We start from the raw sequence: 16551 nt of genomic DNA, 5'->3' as shown, positions 1-16551 counted from the left end.
GTAGGGATTCCTCAGTGGGTAGGGTGGTGGCCGCTCCGACGGCGGGAGGTCGCCTGTTGTCGTCTTTCGTCGGCCGGTCCTTCGTCGGCCGGGAGGCCGAGTTGGCGGCCGTGTTCGACGCGGTCGAGCGCGTGCCCGCGGCCGGGTTGGTGGCTGTCGTCGTGTCGGGAGAGCCCGGGATCGGCAAGTCCAGCCTGTTGGCCGAGGCGTGCCGCCGGCTGCGTGACCGGGGGTGCGCGGTGGCCGCCGCCGAGTCGGACGACGTGAGCAGGCGCATCCCGTACGCGGCGGTGGCCACGGCGTTGCGGTCGGTGGCGGTCGCGCGGGGCGGGGCGGGGCCGCGTGGGGTGCGCGCCGCGGTGGAGGCGTTGGAGCTGACGGCGGCGCCCGACGCGACCTGGTTCGGCCGGTCGTGCGAGTTGGTCGCGCGGGCGCTGGCCGCGCTCACCGCCGAACGACCCGCCGCGCTCGTGCTGGACGACGTCGACCAGGTGGACGACGACTCGCTGGCCATGCTCGCCGTGGTGCTGCGCCGGGTCACGGCCGCGCCCTTGGTGCTGATCACGGCGGTGCGCGAGCACCACCGCAACCCCGGCGTCGAGGAGCTGCTCGACCGGATCGAACGGCACGCCGACGTGGCGCGCGTGCGGCTGGCGCCGTTGAGCGGCGGTGACGTGGCGCGGATCGTGGAGACCGTGCTGGGCACGCCGGTGGACGACGGCCTGGCGCACGAGGTCCACCAGCGGGCGGACGGCAACCCGTTCTTCGCGGTCGAGATCGCCCGGTCGCTGCGCGAGCTGGACCTGGTCGCGGTGGACGGCAACCGGGCCCGGCTCACCGTGTCGCCGTCGGCGATCCGGCTGACCAGGCGGGAGGCGGTGCTGCGGCGGGTCGCGCCGCTGGACCGGGACACCAGGGCGGTCGCCCGCGCGGTGTCGATCTTCCGGCGGGTGCGGCTCGACCAGATCGGGCTGCTCGCGCGGGTGTCGTCACTGCCCGAGGAGACGGTGGTGGACGCGTTCGACGGGCTGCTGCGGGCGCACATCGTGGTGCGGGACGAGGACCGGGGGTACCGCTTCTCGCACGCGCTGGTCGGTGAGGCGTTGTACCAGGAGATCGGGCCCGCCCAGCGTCGGCACCTGCACAGCTTGATCAGCGCCCGGCTGCTGGACGACCGGGCGCGCGGGCTGGCGGTCGACGAGATGGAGCTGGCCTGGCACCTGGCCGAGTCCGCGCCGCCGGGCGACCTGCGCGCGGTGCGGGTGATGGCGCAGGCCGCCGCGGCGAACCGCGCGACCGCGCCGGAGACGGCGGCGGCGTTGTGCGCGCGGGCGTTGGAGCTGCTGCCGGTGGCCGCGCCGGAACGGGCCGGGCTGCTGGCCTCGCAGTGCCGGGCGCTGGCGCACGCGTCCCGGCCCGGTGCGGCGATCGAGCCCGGTCTGGCGGCGTTGGCGGCGCTGCCGGCCGGCGCGGAGCGGTCGCGGTGCGCGGTGGTGGTGCTGACCAGCATGTTCCTGGTCGGGAGGTTCGCGGAGGCGTTGCGGCTGGTGGACGCGGAACTGGCGGCCGCGGAGGTCGCGGAGGGTGGCGCGCCGGCGGCGTTGCACGCGCAGCGGGCGTTGTTGTTGGTGTTCACCGGACGTCACGCCGAGGCGTTGGCCGCCGCCGAGCGGATCGAGGCCATGCCGCTGACGTCGGCCGCCGAGGGGGTGGTGGTGTTCGACCGGCTGGCGGTCGTCACGTCGATGCTGTTCCGGCACGACATGACGGTCGACTACGCGAACCGGTCGCTGGCCGCGGCGGACGGTCAGCCCGCGTTGGAGTTGCAGGCGTTGGCGGTGAGCGCGTCGACGGGCGCGTTGGCCGGTCTGGTGCACGACGCGTCGTGGCGGTTGCGGCGGGCGGAGGAGCTGCGGGACCGGGCGGGCGGCCACGCGTTCCGCGGCGAGCTGGAGATGGCGCGGGTGGCGCTGGACTGGTTCGGCGGTGAGTGGGACGCGTGCCTGGAACGGGTGGGGCGGGCGGCGGCGGAGTTGGAGTCGCGGCAGGAGCTGATGATGTTGGACGGCCTGCGCGCGATCGAGCTGGAGGTGCGGACTTGGCGGGGTGAGCTGGACGTCGCCGCGCGGTTGGCGGCGTTCGGGGTGCCGAACAGCCCGAACATGTCCCGGCTGCACGCGTTGGCGATGTCCGGGTACCTGGCGGCGCGGGGTGACGTGGAGGGCGCGCGGCGGGTGCTGGTGGAGGCGGTCGACGACGACTGGACGTCGGCGTACGGCTGCGAGTTGTTGGGCCGGTTGGTCGAGCTGGACCTGGTCGGTGGTCGGGCGGACGACGCGCGGCGGGTGCTGGAGAGGCTGCGGGACGTGGCGGCCGATCGGGTGGCGCCGTGGACCCGGACGACGGTCCGGCGGGTGGCCGGGCTCGTCGAGCGGGACGGTGCGGTGCTGCGCGAGGCGGTGCGCGAGGCGGAGGTCGGTGGGCTGGTGTTCGAGCGGGCCCGGGGGCAGCTGGCGTTGGGGCTGGTGGACGGGGCGGCCGTGGATGAGCTGCTCGAGGCGTATGCGGTGTTCCAGCGGGTGGGTGCGCACGGGTTGCGTCGGCAGGCCGGGGGGAGGTTGAAGGAGCTGGGTGCGAAGGTGCCGCGGGCGCGAGGGCGGGCGCCGGGGGTGTTGACGGCGGCGGAGGAGAACGTCGCGCGGTTGGTGCAGCAGGGGATGCGCAACCGGGACATCGCGGCGGCGTTGCACTACAGCCCGCGGACGATCGAGGTGTACCTGTCGCGGATCTACGCGAAGTTGCGGGTGTCGTCGCGGTTGGAGTTGGCGCGGGTGCTGGACGGGGTGGATGGGCGCGCTTAGTTGTTGTGGAAGCCGCACTGACTCGGGCGTAACCCGGGCGTGTTGTGTTGGTGACGTGGCGGGTGGGTCGGTGGTTCAACCCGGCTCGATGTGACATGGGGCCTTCACGGGCACACCAGCCCAAAGCACCCGAACCCATGTCAGATCGGGCCTCGGTGGGGTGCTGCGGGTCCGTTGTGGCTCGTTGCTGCCGGTAACCGCCTGGTGGGGTGTGAGGAGGGGTATGCGCACGGCATTGACGACGTGTCCGTTGTGTGAGGCGACCTGTGGGTTGGAGTTGACGATCGAGGGCGATCGGATCACTGGTGTTCGTGGTGATCGGCAGGACACGTTCAGCGGTGGGTTCCTCTGTCCCAAGGGTGCGTCGTTGGGGGCGTTGGACGCCGATCCGGATCGGTTGCGCGGGCCGGTGGCGCGGCGTGGCGGGTCGTTCGAGGCGGTGTCCTGGGGTGAGGCGTTCGCGCTGGTCGATCGAGGGTTGAGCGCGGTTGTCGGTGAGCACGGCCGGGATTCGGTCGCGATGTACCTGGGGAATCCGACGGTGCACTCGTTGGCCGGTGGGCTGTACGCGGGTGGGTTGCGGAAGGCGTTGGGGTCGCGCAACTTCTTCACCGCCGCGACCGTTGACCAGATGCCGAAGCACGTGTCGTCCGGGTTGCTCTACGGGGGGATCTACACCATTCCGGTGCCGGATGTCGACCGGACGGATTTTTTGCTGTTGTTGGGGGCGGATCCGTTCTCGTCGAACGGCAGCCTGTGGACGGTGCCGGACGCGCCGGGGCGGTTGAAGGCGTTGCGCCGGCGTGGTGGGGCGTTCGTGGTGGTCGATCCGCGTCGCAGTCGCACGGCGGCGGCAGCTGATCGGCACTTGGCGATCGTGCCGGGCACGGACGTGTTCCTGATGCTGGCGATGGTGAACGAGTTGTTCGCCGCGTCGTTGGTCGACCTGAAGGACCTCGCGCCGCACGTGAACGGTGTGGAGGGGGTGCGGGAGCTGTCCCGGCCGTTCACGCCGGAGGCGGTGGCGTCGCGGTGCGGCATCGGTGCGGAGGAGATCCGGGCGTTGACGCACCGGCTCGCGGCGGCGTCGCGGGCGGCGGTGTACGGGCGGATCGGCACGACGGCGGTCGAGTTCGGCACGGTGGCCAGTTGGTTGGTCGATGTGCTGAACGTCCTGACCGGGAACCTGGATCGGGTTGGTGGGGCGATGTTCCCGATGCCCGCGCACATGCGGCGGGGGACGGGGTCGGGTAAGGGGTTCGCCAGCGGGCGGTGGCGCAGTCGGGTGCGGGGGTTGCCCGAGGTGGCGGGGGAGTTCCCGGTCGTCACGCTGGCCGATGAGATCGAGACGCCCGGTGACGGGCAGGTCCGCGCGTTGGTGACGGTGGCGGGGAACCCGGCGTTGTCGGTGCCCAACTCGGCGCGGTTGGACGCGGCCCTGTCCACTTTGGACTTCATGGTGTCGGTCGACCCGTACCTCAACGAGACGACGCGGCACGCCGACGTGATCCTGCCGCCACCGCCGCCCAGCAGGCGTGCCCATTACGACCTGGCCTTCCTGTCGTTCACGGTGCGGAACGTGGCGAAGTACTCGCGGCCCGCCGTGCCGCTCGGGCCGGACGAGCTGGACGAGGGCGAGATCCTGTTGCGGCTGACCGGGATCCTGGCCGGGCAGGGGGCGGAGGCCGATCTCGACGCGTTGGTCGGGCTGTCGGGCGAGTCGGAGTACAGCCGTGAGGAACGGCTGTTGGACGCGCGGTTGCGGGCCGGGGCGTACGGGTTGTCGTTGGACGACTTGCTGCAACGGCCGCACGGGGTCGACTTGGGGGCGTTGACGAGTCGGGTGCCGGAGGTCCTGCGCACGCCGTCCGGGCGGATCGAGCTGTGCCCGGAGCCGATCGCGGCCGATGTGCCGCGTGTGCTGGCGGCGTTGCGGAGGCCCGTCGACGGGTTGGTGCTGGTGGGCAGGCGGCACTTGCGGTCGAACAACTCCTGGCTGCACAACGTGCCCGCGCTGGTGAAGGGCAAGCAGTTGTGCACGTTGTTGGTCAACCCGGCCGATGCCGCGCGGCTGGGCCTCGAGGACGGCGGGGTGGCGCGGGTCGCGTCGCGGGTGGGCGAGGTCGAGGCGACCGTGGAGGTCAGCGCCGACATGGCCGCCGGGGTGGTCAGCCTGCCGCACGGGTGGGGCCACGACCGGCCCGGCACGCGACTCGCCACCGCGCGCGCCCACCCCGGCGTCAACGTCAACCTGCTCACCGACGACCTGGCCGTGGACCCGCTCTCGGGCACCGCCGTGCTCAACGGCGTCCACGTGCGCGTCACCCCTTCCGCAGCTCAGTGAGGAGCACCGCCATGCCCGTGACCACGGCACGCGTCATCGCCGACCTGCCTTTCACCGCCGCCCAGGCGCACGACGACCGGGTGGCGTGGCGCCACTCGCGTGACGGGCAGTGGCACGACCTGACGTTCACCGAGGTCGCCGAGTGGGTCATGGAACTGGCGTCCGGGCTGGTGCACTGGGGCGTCGAGCCGGGCGACCGGGTGTGCGTGCTGGCGGACACCAGGGTCGAGTGGTCGGCGGCGGAGCTGGCGGTGCTCGCGGCGGGCGGCGTAGTGGTGCCGATCTACCCGTCGAGCGCGGCGGAGGAGTGCGCGTGGATCATCGGCGACTCGGGCGCGGTGCTCGTGATCGCGGAGGACGACGCGCAGCGGGACAAGGTCGAGTCGATCCGCGAGCAGGTGCCCTCGTTGCGGGACGTGATCGTCGTCGAGGGCGGCGGGTTGGACGAGCTGCGGTCCCAGGGGCGCACGTCGCCGTTGCCGGGCGAGCTGGACGACCGCCGCGCGGCGATCGACCCGGACGACCCGACCGTGATCATCTACACCTCGGGCACCACGGGTCCGCCCAAGGGGTGCGTGCTGACCAACCGGAACTGGCTGACGATGTGCCGGCTCAGCGAGGAGCTGTCGTACGTCCTGCCCGACGACGTGGCGTACCTGTTCCTGCCGCTGGCGCACGTGTTCGCGCAGATCGTGCACCTGGGCGCGCTCTACACGGGCCACGCGGTCGCGTTCTACGGCGGCGACACGTCGAAGGTCGTGGCGGAGCTGGCGCAGGTGCGGCCGACGTTCCTGCCGTCCGTGCCCCGGATCTTCGAGAAGATCTACACCGCCGCCACGGCCGGCGTGCCGGCGGAGCGGTTGAGGCAGGCGGTGGAGGTGGGTCTGGCGGTGCGCCGGGCGCAGGCCGCCGGTCAGCCGTTGCCGCCCGACCTGGCCGCCGCGTTCGAGCAGGTGGACCCGGTGTTCGCCAAGGTCCGGGCGATCTTCGGGGGCAGGCTGCGGCAGGCGTTGTCCGGCGCGGCGCCCATCTCGGTGGAGGTGCTGGAGTTCTTCACGGCCGCCGGCGTGCCCGTGCTGGAGGGGTACGGCATGAGCGAGTCCACGGGTGTCGGCACGGTGAACACGCTGGCGCGGCACAAGCTCGGCTCGGTCGGCACGTACGGGATGGCGGGCCTGCAGCTCAAGGTGGCCGAGGACGGCGAGCTCCTGATGCAGGGACCCCACGTGTTCGCGGGCTACTGGAACAACCCCGCCGCCACCGCGGAGGTGCTGACCGACGGCTGGCTGCACACCGGCGACCTCGGCGAGGTCGACGACGACGGCTTCGTCACCATCACGGGCCGCAAGAAGGACATCATCATCACCGCCGGCGGCAAGAACATCGCGCCCGCGAACGTCGAGAACCAGCTCCGCCAGTCGCGCTGGATCTCGCACGCGGTCGTGTACGGGGACCTCAAGCCGTACCTGGTCGCGCTGATCACCTTGGACGTGGACGAGATCGTGCCGTGGGCGAACGCCCGGGGTTTGCCGACCGACCTGCCCACCCTGGCCCGCACGCCCGAGGTGCGGGACCTGATCCAGGGTGTGGTGGACGAGGCGAACTCCCACTTCGCGCACGTCTCGCAGATCAAGCGCTTCACCGTGCTGGACCGCGACCTGAGCCAGGACGAGGGCGAGCTGACCCCGACGTTGAAGGTCAAGCGGAAGGTCGTGCACTCCACGCACGCCGAGCTGTACGACGGGCTCTACCGCTGAGGGGTAGTTGCAAAGGTGCCTTTGCAACGCTAGCTTTGCACCATGGTCGCACCGCGCGAGATCTCCGACGTCGACGAACTCCGCACGCTCGCGCACCCGTTGCGCCAACGGATCCTGCGCCACCTCGGGCAGCACGGTCCGGCGACGGCCAGCACGCTGGGCAAGGCGCTCGGCGAGAGCAGCGGCGCGACCAGCTACCACCTCCGGATGCTGGCGAAGCACGCGTTCGTGGAGGAAGTGCCCGAGCGCGCGCACGGCCGTGAACGGTGGTGGCGCGCGCCCGTGCAGGACTTGCGCGGGCCCCGTGCGCCGGCGGACCCGGAAGTGCGGACCCTCGTGGACCAGCTCAGGCAGCTCAAGCTGGCCGCCGACCAGGAGCTGTTCGACGAGTTCCTGGCCCGGCGGTCGGAGCTGGGCGAGTGGGCGGACGCGCTGCCGCACTCGCGCGGCTCGGTGCGGCTGACGCTGCCCGAGCTGCACGAGTTCTTCGACGAGTACATGGCGCTGCTCAAGCGCTACCAACGACCGGTGGACGAGACGCCCGCGGACGCGCGGCACGTCGCCGTGCGCTTCTTCGCGTTCCCCGTCCCCGGCCCCGCGGACCGTCCCTGACACGAAGCCCGGGCCGTCGAGCTGGCACTCGACGACCCGGGCGTGCGGACGCCGCAGCACCACGCCGAACCCGGCGTGTTCCTCGTACGTGCGAACCTCCTCGGGAAGGAGAGCACCCGTGCTCCCCGAACGCAACTCGCGATTTCGGCATGCCCTCGGCACGCTCCTCGCGGCGACCGCGATAGCGCTGACCACCGCGCCGCCCGCCCAAGCCGCGCCGCCCGGCCTGGTCGAGCAGGAAATCACCTTTTCGAGTGGAGACCTGACGCTCCACGGCACCGTGATCGCGCCCGACACGGACTCCCCGCACCCGGCCGTGGTGATGGTGCACGGCTCGGGCCGGGTGTCGCGGGACGGCTACCGCCAGGAGGCGGAGGCGTTCGCGAGGTCCGGCATCGTCACGCTGATCTACGACAAGCGGCCGAAGCGGTCCAAGTCCGACGTCGACTTCGAGCTCCTGGCCGAGGACGCGCTGGCCGCGCTGCGCGCGCTGAAGACCCGGCCGGGCGTCGACCCGGCCCGGACCGGACTGTGGGGCGTCAGCGAAGGCGGTTGGGTGGCCCCGATCGCCGCGGCCGAGTCGGCCGACGTGGCGTTCGTGGTCACGGTCGGCGCACCCGGCACCGCGCCCGAACGCCAGCAGTCGTGGAACCTCGTCAACCGGCTCGCCGCCGCCGGTGTGTCCGGCTCCTTGGTGGACACCGTCTCCCGCACCACGCTGGGACTCATCGTCGGCGCGGGGCTGTTCCCCGAGTCCGGCTACGACCCGGCGCCGGTGCTGGCCCGGGTCACCCAACCGGTGTTGGCCCTGTGGGGTGATCTCGACCGGGTGATCCCCGGAGCCGAGAGCCTGCGCGTGTTCCAGGAGTCGCTCGACCGGGGCGGTAACGGCGACTACACGCTGCTTTCGGTGCCCGGTGCCGATCACACGATGCGGCTGTCCCCGGACGGCTTCCAGCGGGGTGACGAGATCTCCCCGGCCTACCTGCAGCAGGTCGCCGCCTGGGTGAACAGCACCGGACCGCGCACCGCGGAGGTCGGGGCACCGCCGCGGCAAGAGCGGCTGAGCACCCCGGTGGAGCCGGGATCACCGGCGGTGCAGGTCGTCGCGGTCCTGGTGCTGCTGGTCGCGTTCGGCGGGTACGGCCTCCTCCGGCGCGGCCGACGACCGGGCACGGCAGCCGTGCCGGCGCGCGTGCTCGCGACCACCGGCCTGCTGAGCGTGCTGGGCCTGTTCTCCTACCTCGGCTACCTCGCGTCCACCGGCGCGAAGAGCCTCGGTGTCGTGGTGCTGGGCCGTCCGCTGCCCTGGCTCGCGCTGCAACTCCTCGCGGTGGCGGTCGTGGCGGCCACCGCCGTCACGGTCGTGAAGTCGCGGGCCGACTTCACGGTGCGGCTGGGCCTGCTGGTCACGGGCGGCGTGCTGTTCGTGCCCTGGGCAGTCCACTGGGGCCTGCTGCTGCCGTAGCCGTCACCGGCTCAGGGTGGTCTCCCGCTCCACGTGCGTCAGCTTCTCCGGGTTGCGCATGAAGTAGAGGCCGGTGACGAGACCGCCCTCGACCCGCGCCGCCACGACGCCGTCGAGTTCGCCGTCGAGCCGCAGGATCACCGCCGGGCCGCCGTTGACCTGCGCCGGCTCGGCCGTCGTCCGCGTTCCGACGACGTCCCAGCGGGCGGCCAGGAAGCGGGCCACCTTGTCGGCGCCGACGACGGGCTTGCGCGCGGCCTGCTTGAGCCCGCCGGCGTCGCTGAGGATGACGACGTCCGGCGCGAGCACGTCGAGCAGGCCCTGCAGGTCGCCGGTCTCGACCGCCCGCTGGAACGCCGAGAGCGCGGCCCTGGTCTCGGCCGGGTCGGTGGCGCCGCGCGGCCGGCGCTCGGCGACGTGGGCCCTGGCCCGGTGCGCGATCTGGCGCACCGCGGCCGGGGTCTTGTCGACGGCTTCGGCGATCTCGTCGTAGCCGACGTCGAACACCTCGCGCAGCACGAACACCGCCCGCTCGGTCGGCGCGAGCGTCTCCAGCACCAGCAGCACCGCCATCGAGACGCTGTCGGCCAGCTCGACGTCCTCGGCCACGTCGGGCGTGGTCAGCAGCGGCTCGGGCAGCCAGGGGCCGACGTAGGACTCCTTGCGCCTGCCGAGCGCGCGCAGCCGGGTGAGCGCCTGGCGGGTGACGATCCGGACCAGGTACGCCCGCTGGTCGCGCACGGTGTCGAGGTCGACGCCCGCCCACCGCAGCCAGGTCTCCTGGACGACGTCCTCGGCGTCGGCGGCCGAGCCGAGCATCTGGTAGGCGACGGTGAAGAGCAGGTTGCGGTGGGCGACGAACGCCTCGGTCGCGGGACGCGTCTGCGCCGTGCCGCCCATCGGTCGCTCCTGTCTCTCCGCCACCGGTCCGACGCTGTGTGACGCGCGTCACGCGCCCGGTCTGTCACAGGGCCCGCAACACCGGCGTCTCGTGGTCGACAACCCGTTCGACCAGGAGGAACCCCGTGAACCTCGCCCTGTGGATCGTCACCGGCGTGCTGGCCGCCGCCTACTTCTTCGGCGGTGGCGGCAAGCTCGTCCTGTCCAAGCAGAAGATAGCCGCCACCGGCCACAGCGCCGCGTGGACCGAGGACTGGAGCGCGGGCGGCATCAAGGCCATCGGCGCGGTGGAGGTGCTGGGTGCGCTGGGCCTGGTCCTGCCCGCCGTGCTCGACGTCGCGCCGGTCCTGGTGCCGTCGGCCGCCATCGGCCTGATGATCGTCATGGTCGGCGCGGCGGTCGTCCGCTTCCGGCGTCGGGAGTTCACGCTGGTGGTCGTGGACCTCGTTTACCTGGCGCTGCTGGCCTTCGTGCTGTGGGGTCGGCTCGTCGTCGAGCCCTTCACGGGCTAGGCCGGGTCCTCACCAGCCTGGTGGGGTTGACGAACCGCACGGTGGCAGGCCGTCGCGGTTCACCCCGGTCAACGGCACACCGCCGAGGGACGCGGTCGCGCGCTCGCCGGCCACCGACGTCACCGACGCCGTCAGCAGGCTGCGGTACCCCATGAACCCGGCCACGTACTGGTTGCGCGGGTGCGCGTTGACCTCCTCGGGCGACCCGACCTGCTGCACGGCGCCGTCGCGCGGCACCACGAGCCGGTCGGCCGGCGCCGGCTCCTGGTCGTGCGTGACGTACACGGCGGTCAGCCCGAGGGACTGGTGCAGCCTGCGGATCTCCGAGCGCATCCGCAACCCCAGCGACGCGTCCGGATTGGACAGTGGCTCGTCCATCGGCACCAGTGGCGGTTCCAGCACGATGGCCCGCGCGATCGAGCATCCACTTGATCAGCGCCAGGTTCGCCGACAGCAGGTCCCGTGACACGTCCTTGGGCACGACGGCGCAGTGCGCGTCGGTGACGCACCAGGTGGGTCTGCGACCGGCCCGCGTTCTGCTCGGCCTCGAGCTTGCCCGGCACGTCCGGCGCGGTGGCCTTGGTGTAGTTCCACCTCGGCGACCACGTCCCGGGTTCGCGGTGAGGAACTCGTCGATCATGCCCTGGGTCGGCTGGAGGTTGCCGGCCACGTCCAGCACGGTCGACTCGACCGGAGCGGGCGGCTTGTCCGGGACCGAGCCGTACCTCGGCGCGGCGGGACCGCCGGTGGGCGCGCCGCACGCGACCGCGACCAGCACGGCGGGCAGGAGCGCGGCGGGCAGCCGCAACCGCGACACCGGGCGCACCCGCTCCCCTCCGCCAACTGGAACACCACTGGGCGCACACCACTGGACGCTGTTGGGGAAAGCCCTTACCGTTTCAGGTAACAGGACGAATGACTGCACGCGACCGGCACGGGGGTCAACTGTTGCGCAAGTTCCGCAGACTCAGACCCTGACCCTCCGCGCGCACGTCTCCGTCCTCCTCTGCCGCTGCTCCGCCGCCGCGCCAATCCCCCCTCGAGGGGGAGTCGTCAATGACTGTGGAGGCATCTGTGGCACCCCGTACTAGGAGCGCCTGGTCGACCTCGCTCGGCTCACTCGCCACCGCGCTCGCCGTGGTGGCGTCCGCCCTGGTGTCCGCCGCGCCCGCGAGCGCGGCTCCTGTCCTGCTCTCCCAAGGAAAAGCGGCCACCGCGTCCTCTTCCGGGAGTTCGGGTTTCGCGCCCTCGGCGGCGGTGGACGGCAACTCGTCCACCCGCTGGGCCAGCCAGGGCGGCATCGACCCGTCGTGGATCCAGGTCGACCTCGGCGCGGTGGCGGCGATCACGAGGGTCCGGCTCCAGTGGGACCTGTCGTGCGCCCGCGGCTACCGGCTCGAGACGTCGTCCGACGCGAGCACCTGGACCAGCGTGCACACCACCGCGAACGGCGCGGGCGGCGTGGAAGACCTCGTGGTGAGCGGAAGTGGCCGCTACGTCCGGATGTACGGCACCACGCGCTGCCGCACGGCGTCCTACTACGGCTACTCGTTGCAGGAGTTCCAGGTGTTCGGCGAGATCGGGCAGGCGGACACCACGCCGCCGTCGCCGCCGGCGAACCTGCGCTCGGCCAACGTCACGCCCACCTCGGTCGACCTGGCCTGGGACCCGGCCACCGACAACGTCGGCGTGACGTCCTACGAGGTCTACCAGCGGGGCCAGTTCATCAAGTCCGTCACCGGCACGTCCACCACGGTCACCGGCCTGAGCCCCAACGGCTCGTACGTCTACTACATCAACGCCAAGGACGCCGCCGGCAACATCTCCCAAGCGGGCAACAACCTCGAGGTGACCACACCGCCCGCGCAGGCCGACACCCAACGGCCGACCACGCCGACGGGACTGCGCGTCACGGGCGTCACGGCCAACTCCGTGTCGCTGGCGTGGAACCCGTCCACCGACAACGTCGGCGTGACCCGCTACGAGGTCCTCGCGGGCGGCTCGCCGGTGGGCGAGACCACGGGCACGTCGGCCACCATCGGCGGACGCCGCCCGAACACCTCGTACCTGATGAACGTGCGGGCGTACGACGCGGTGGGCAACGTGTCCGACTGGAGCATGGCGATCACCGCCACCACGTCCTCCGGCGGCGACCAGGTCGGCGCGGTGACGCAGCTGGCGACGGACAACGACGTGCCGTGGGGCTTGGACTTCCTGCCCGACGGGTCGGGCGTCTACTCGCGGCGCGACGCGTTCGACATCGTCAAGCTGTCGCCGTCCGGGGTGAAGACCACCCTGGGCACGGTGCCGAACGTCGTGACGACGAACGGCGAAGGCGGCGTGCTGGGCATCGAGGTGTCGCCGAACTTCGCCTCCGACAACTACCTGTACATCTACCACACGGCCGCGAACGACAACCGGATCGTGCGGATGAAGGTGCAGAACAACGCCCTGGTGCAGTCGTCGGTGCAGGTGCTGCTGACCGGCATCCCGCGCAACCGCTACCACAACGGCGGCCGGCTGCGGTTCGGCCCGGACGGCAAGCTGTACGCGGGCACCGGCGACGGCCAGAACCCGAACTGGGCGCAGGACCTGTCCAACCTGGGCGGCAAGGTGTTGCGGCTCAACGCCGACGGCTCCGCGCCGACCGACAACCCGTTCTACGGCAACGGCGGCAACGCCCGGTACGTGTGGACCTACGGTCACCGCAACGTGCAGGGCCTGGCGTTCGACGGCCAGGGCAGGCTGTGGCAGGTCGAGCTCGGCAACACGATCATGGACGAGCTGAACCTGTCCGAGCGCGGCGCCAACTACGGCTGGCCCTCGTGCGAGGGCACGTCGGGCAACTGCTCCGGCTACGTCGCGCCGAAGCGGACGTGGAGCACGGCCAGCGCCTCGCCCAGCGGCATCGCCATCGTCAACAACGCCCTGTACATGGCCACGCTGCGCGGCAGCAGGCTCTACCGGATGGTCATCAGCGGCACGACGGTCGGCTCGGAGACGACCCACTTCCAGGGCACGTACGGCCGGCTGCGCACCGTCGAGCCGGCGCCGGACGGCAGCCTGTGGCTGACCACCAGCGACGACCGGGACAGCACGCCGAACAACTCCAACAGCCGCATCCTCCGGGTGCAGCTGAACTGAGCGGTCCCGAAGTGCTCGCGAGGCGGTCCCGGTGCTCGATCCGGGGCCGCCTCGGCGCGTGTCGGGCCGACGCGCGCGCGGTTGAACCGGACGTCCTACGGGTGCGTGTCATGACTGCCGCTCGGAACACGTCCGAGCACGAGCCGAACGAGAAGAGATGCGCGACCCGATCCTCGAACGCGCGCTGCGCCAGGTCCGCGCGGAGCGGGCGCGTGACCGCAGGCGTCGCGGCGGCGTCGTCACGGCGGTGGGCGTCGTGCTCGCCGCCGCGGTGCTGGCCGGCGGCGTCCACCTCGGCCGGCACCGCGCGCCCGGGGAACGGCTGCTGGTGGCCACCGCGGCCGACGGCGTGCGGCTGACCACGACGGTGACGCCCGCCGACGGGTGGGTGCGGCTCAGCGCGGTGGTGACCGGCGTCGACGCGGGGGAGCGGTGCCGGCTCGTGGTCACCGACGTGCGCGGCCGGCGTCACGTGGCGGGCGGCTGGGTCGCCCCTTGGCTCGGCGACACCGCTTTGGCGGGCGCCGCCGTGGTCGGCCCGGACGAGCTCGCCGCCGTCAGCGTCGTCACGGAGGACGGCCGGGTCCTGGTGACCTCGACGACCCGGGCGCCGTGATCCGCCCACTCGGGCACCGGCTCAGCCGGGCGGTCGGCGCGCGTTCGGCGGCGGGCGTTCCGAATAAGCTGTCGGCCGTGAGGTGGTCGCCCCTGCTGCTGGTGCTCGTGCTGGCGACGGGCTGCGCGGACAGCCGCACCGTGGCCATCGACGAGGTGCCGGTGGCGGTCGAGTCGCTCACCACCACCCAGGACGCGTCGACCGGCACGTTCCGCGTCGACTGCGGGCGCAACGAACCACGTCACCTCAACGCCGACAACATGGTCATCGCGCCGGGCCGGCCGTCCGGCGCGCACCACACCCACGAGTACGTCGGCAACCTGAGCACGCACGCGGGCTCGACCGACGACTCGCTGGCCGCCGCCGCGACCACCTGCCCGGCGGAGGACCGGTCCACCTACTACTGGCCGGTGCTGCGGCTGACCGACCGGACCGGGCACGACGAGCACGCACCCGGCGGTGGCGCGCACGGCAACACCGGCGAGGTGCTGCCGCCGTCGCGGGTGGAGATCACGTTCACCGGCAACCCGGTCAGCCAGGTCGTGCCGATGCCGAAATTCCTGCGCATGATCACCGGCGACCCGGCGGCGCTGACCAGCGGCCGAGGCCGGGCCCGGTGGAGCTGCACCGGGTTCGAGGACCGGCACACCGACCGCTACCCGCAGTGCGCGCCGGGCGGCGCGGTGCTGCGCACGTTCGACTTCCCGAGCTGCTGGGACGGCCGCAACACCGACAGCCCGAGCCACCGGGCGCACGCCGAGTTCCCCGGTTCGAACGGGGTGTGCCGGCCGGGCACGTTCCCGGTGCCGAAGCTGCGCGTGCGGGTCGCCTACGACGTGCCCGCCGGGCGGCCCTACGCCCTCGACAGCTTCCCCGAGCAGCGGCGCGACCCGCGCACGGACCACGCGATGTTCGTCAACGTCATGCCGGTCGGGTTGATGGACCGCGTCACGACCTGCCTGAACGCCGGCGAGACCTGCTCCTGACCGGACTCCCCGCCGCCGCGGTGAACCGAACCCCTCCGGCGTCCGTGTCCAGGGCGGGAGTTGACGAGAGGAGTGGGTGGATGGCGGCTCTGTGGTCCCGGAAACGGGAGGCCGCGGCCGACGAGGCACTGATCCGTTCCCTCTACGAGGAGCACGGTCGGGCGCTGCTCGCGTACGCGACGCGGCTGACCGGTGATCGGGCGTCGGCCGAGGACGTCGTCCAGGAAACCCTCGTGCGCGCTTGGCGGCACCCGGACGCCCTGGTGAACGGCAAGGGCTCGGTCCGGGGGTGGTTGCTCACGGTGGCGCGCAACATCGTCACGGACCGGTTCAGGGCGAAGGCGGCCCGGCCCCAGGAGGTGGCCGAGGCGCCGACGGCCACGCCGGTGCAGCGCGACCACGCGGACGCCGTGGTGGACTCGATGGTGGTGCTCGAAGCGCTGGACCGGCTGTCGTCCGACCACCGCGACGTGCTGATGGAGATCTACTTCCGCGGCCGGAGCGTGACGGAGGCGGCCGAGGCGTTAGGGGTGCCGCCGGGCACGGTGAAGTCCAGATCCCACTACGCGCTGCGGGCGTTGAGAGAGACGTTCGTCGGGCAACAGGTCGCGCTGAAGGGGGTGGCCGGATGACCACGAACCACGATCCACAGCTGCTCGGCGCATACGTGCTGGGCGTGCTCGACGGGCGGGAGGCACGTGCGGTGGAGGACCACTTGGCGTCCTGCCCGCGGTGCCGCGGTGAGCTGGCCGAGCTGCGAGCGATGGAGGGGGCCATGGGCGACGTGCCGCCCGAGGCGTTGCTCGACGGCCCGCCCGAGGACGGCGACCTGCTGCTGCGGCGCACGCTGCGGCAGGTGCGGTCCGAGCGCGGCGCTCGGCTGCGCCGTCGCCAGGTCGGCCTGGGGCTGGTCGCGGCGGCCGTGGCCGCGGTCGTGCTCGGCGGTGGTTTCGCGGTCGGCCGCGGCACCGCGCCCGACGTGGGCGCCGTCCAGGGGACGACGACCGCGCCCGCGCCGCCCGCCGGGACGAAGCTCGGGTCGGCCACCGACCCGGTCACCGGCGCGCGGATGACCGTGCAGGTCAGGCCCGCCGCCGGGTGGGTGCGGGTGAACGCGTCCGTCGCGGGCGTCGGCCAGGGCGAGAAGTGCAGGCTGATCGTCGTGGCCAAGGACGGCCGGCGGGCGGAGGCGGGCAGCTGGCTCGTCTCGGCGGCCGGTGAGGAGGACGGCACCAACCTCGACGGCTCGGCGCTCATCGCGCCCGAGGACGTCGCGGCGATCGAGGTGCGCACCTTCGACGACGAGCGGATCGTCACGGTGCCGGTGTAGCGGGCGCCGACCGGTGAGGCC

General features: G+C 72.5%; 13 protein-coding genes. 11 read left to right on the top strand and 2 right to left on the bottom strand.

All coding sequences use genetic code 11. The features are described 5' to 3' along the window. Positions 1-56 precede the first annotated feature (56 nt). The 5 genes from AB0H12_RS38680 to AB0H12_RS38660 all read left to right on the top strand — a co-directional run bounded on the left by AB0H12_RS38680 (position 57) and on the right by AB0H12_RS38660 (position 9042). A complete protein-coding gene (locus AB0H12_RS38680) occupies positions 57-2861 on the top strand; it encodes an ATP-binding protein (RefSeq protein WP_499629885.1) in 2805 nt (934 codons plus the stop codon). 223 nt (positions 2862-3084) lie between these two features. Beyond that, positions 3085-5205, top strand: coding sequence for a molybdopterin oxidoreductase family protein (locus tag AB0H12_RS38675; protein WP_499629883.1), 2121 nt, complete (start codon positions 3085-3087; stop codon positions 5203-5205). Positions 5206-5216: 11 nt separating this feature from the next. After that, a complete protein-coding gene (locus AB0H12_RS38670; RefSeq protein ID WP_499629881.1) occupies positions 5217-6962 on the top strand; it encodes an AMP-dependent synthetase/ligase in 1746 nt (581 codons plus the stop codon). 42 nt (positions 6963-7004) lie between these two features. After that, the gene (locus AB0H12_RS38665) at positions 7005-7574 is read left to right on the top strand and encodes an ArsR/SmtB family transcription factor (RefSeq protein WP_230566232.1); all 570 of its coding nucleotides are present in this window, start codon (positions 7005-7007) and stop codon (positions 7572-7574) included. A 118-nt stretch (positions 7575-7692) separates the two neighbouring features. Continuing rightward, entirely contained in the window at positions 7693-9042 is a 1350-nt protein-coding gene (locus AB0H12_RS38660; protein ID WP_499629878.1) for an alpha/beta hydrolase family protein, read from the top strand. A 3-nt stretch (positions 9043-9045) separates the two neighbouring features. On the opposite strand, the gene AB0H12_RS38655 is transcribed toward AB0H12_RS38660, so the two are convergent. Next, positions 9046-9942: an RNA polymerase sigma-70 factor gene (locus tag AB0H12_RS38655; protein ID WP_499629962.1), complete on the bottom strand. Its 897-nt coding sequence runs from the start codon at positions 9940-9942 to the stop codon at positions 9046-9048. Between the two features lie 125 nt (positions 9943-10067). Here AB0H12_RS38655 and AB0H12_RS38650 point away from each other — a divergent pair, with 125 nt between their 5' ends. Further along, a complete protein-coding gene (locus AB0H12_RS38650; RefSeq protein ID WP_499629876.1) occupies positions 10068-10454 on the top strand; it encodes a DoxX family protein in 387 nt (128 codons plus the stop codon). Between the two features lie 9 nt (positions 10455-10463). Here the strand turns inward: AB0H12_RS38650 and AB0H12_RS38645 are convergent, their stop codons facing one another. Further along, positions 10464-10832, bottom strand: coding sequence for a hypothetical protein (locus AB0H12_RS38645; protein WP_499629874.1), 369 nt, complete (start codon positions 10830-10832; stop codon positions 10464-10466). Positions 10833-11528: 696 nt separating this feature from the next. On the opposite strand from AB0H12_RS38645, the gene AB0H12_RS38640 reads away from it, so the two are divergent. The 5 genes from AB0H12_RS38640 (at position 11529) to AB0H12_RS38620 (ending at position 16530) form a co-directional block, all read left to right on the top strand. Further along, the gene (locus tag AB0H12_RS38640; RefSeq protein ID WP_499629872.1) at positions 11529-13598 is read left to right on the top strand and encodes a PQQ-dependent sugar dehydrogenase; all 2070 of its coding nucleotides are present in this window, start codon (positions 11529-11531) and stop codon (positions 13596-13598) included. A 157-nt stretch (positions 13599-13755) separates the two neighbouring features. Beyond that, positions 13756-14214 carry a hypothetical protein gene (locus tag AB0H12_RS38635; RefSeq protein ID WP_499629870.1) on the top strand — a complete coding sequence of 153 codons (459 nt, stop codon included), beginning with the start codon at positions 13756-13758 and terminating at the stop codon, positions 14212-14214. Positions 14215-14291: 77 nt separating this feature from the next. Next, a complete protein-coding gene (locus AB0H12_RS38630) occupies positions 14292-15200 on the top strand; it encodes a DUF1996 domain-containing protein (protein ID WP_499629868.1) in 909 nt (302 codons plus the stop codon). 80 nt (positions 15201-15280) lie between these two features. Beyond that, a complete protein-coding gene (locus AB0H12_RS38625; protein ID WP_499629866.1) occupies positions 15281-15832 on the top strand; it encodes a sigma-70 family RNA polymerase sigma factor in 552 nt (183 codons plus the stop codon). Next, positions 15829-16530 carry an anti-sigma factor family protein gene (locus tag AB0H12_RS38620; RefSeq protein WP_499629864.1) on the top strand — a complete coding sequence of 234 codons (702 nt, stop codon included), beginning with the start codon at positions 15829-15831 and terminating at the stop codon, positions 16528-16530. Before AB0H12_RS38625 ends, AB0H12_RS38620 begins: the two co-directional genes overlap by 4 nt. Positions 16531-16551 lie beyond the last annotated feature (21 nt).

The sequence above is a fragment of the Actinosynnema sp. NPDC023794 genome (genome assembly GCF_040639675.1).
In the GTDB taxonomy this organism is placed as follows: Bacteria; Actinomycetota; Actinomycetes; order Mycobacteriales; family Pseudonocardiaceae; genus Actinosynnema; species Actinosynnema luteola.
This window is presented reverse-complemented; position numbering and strand designations above follow the sequence as displayed.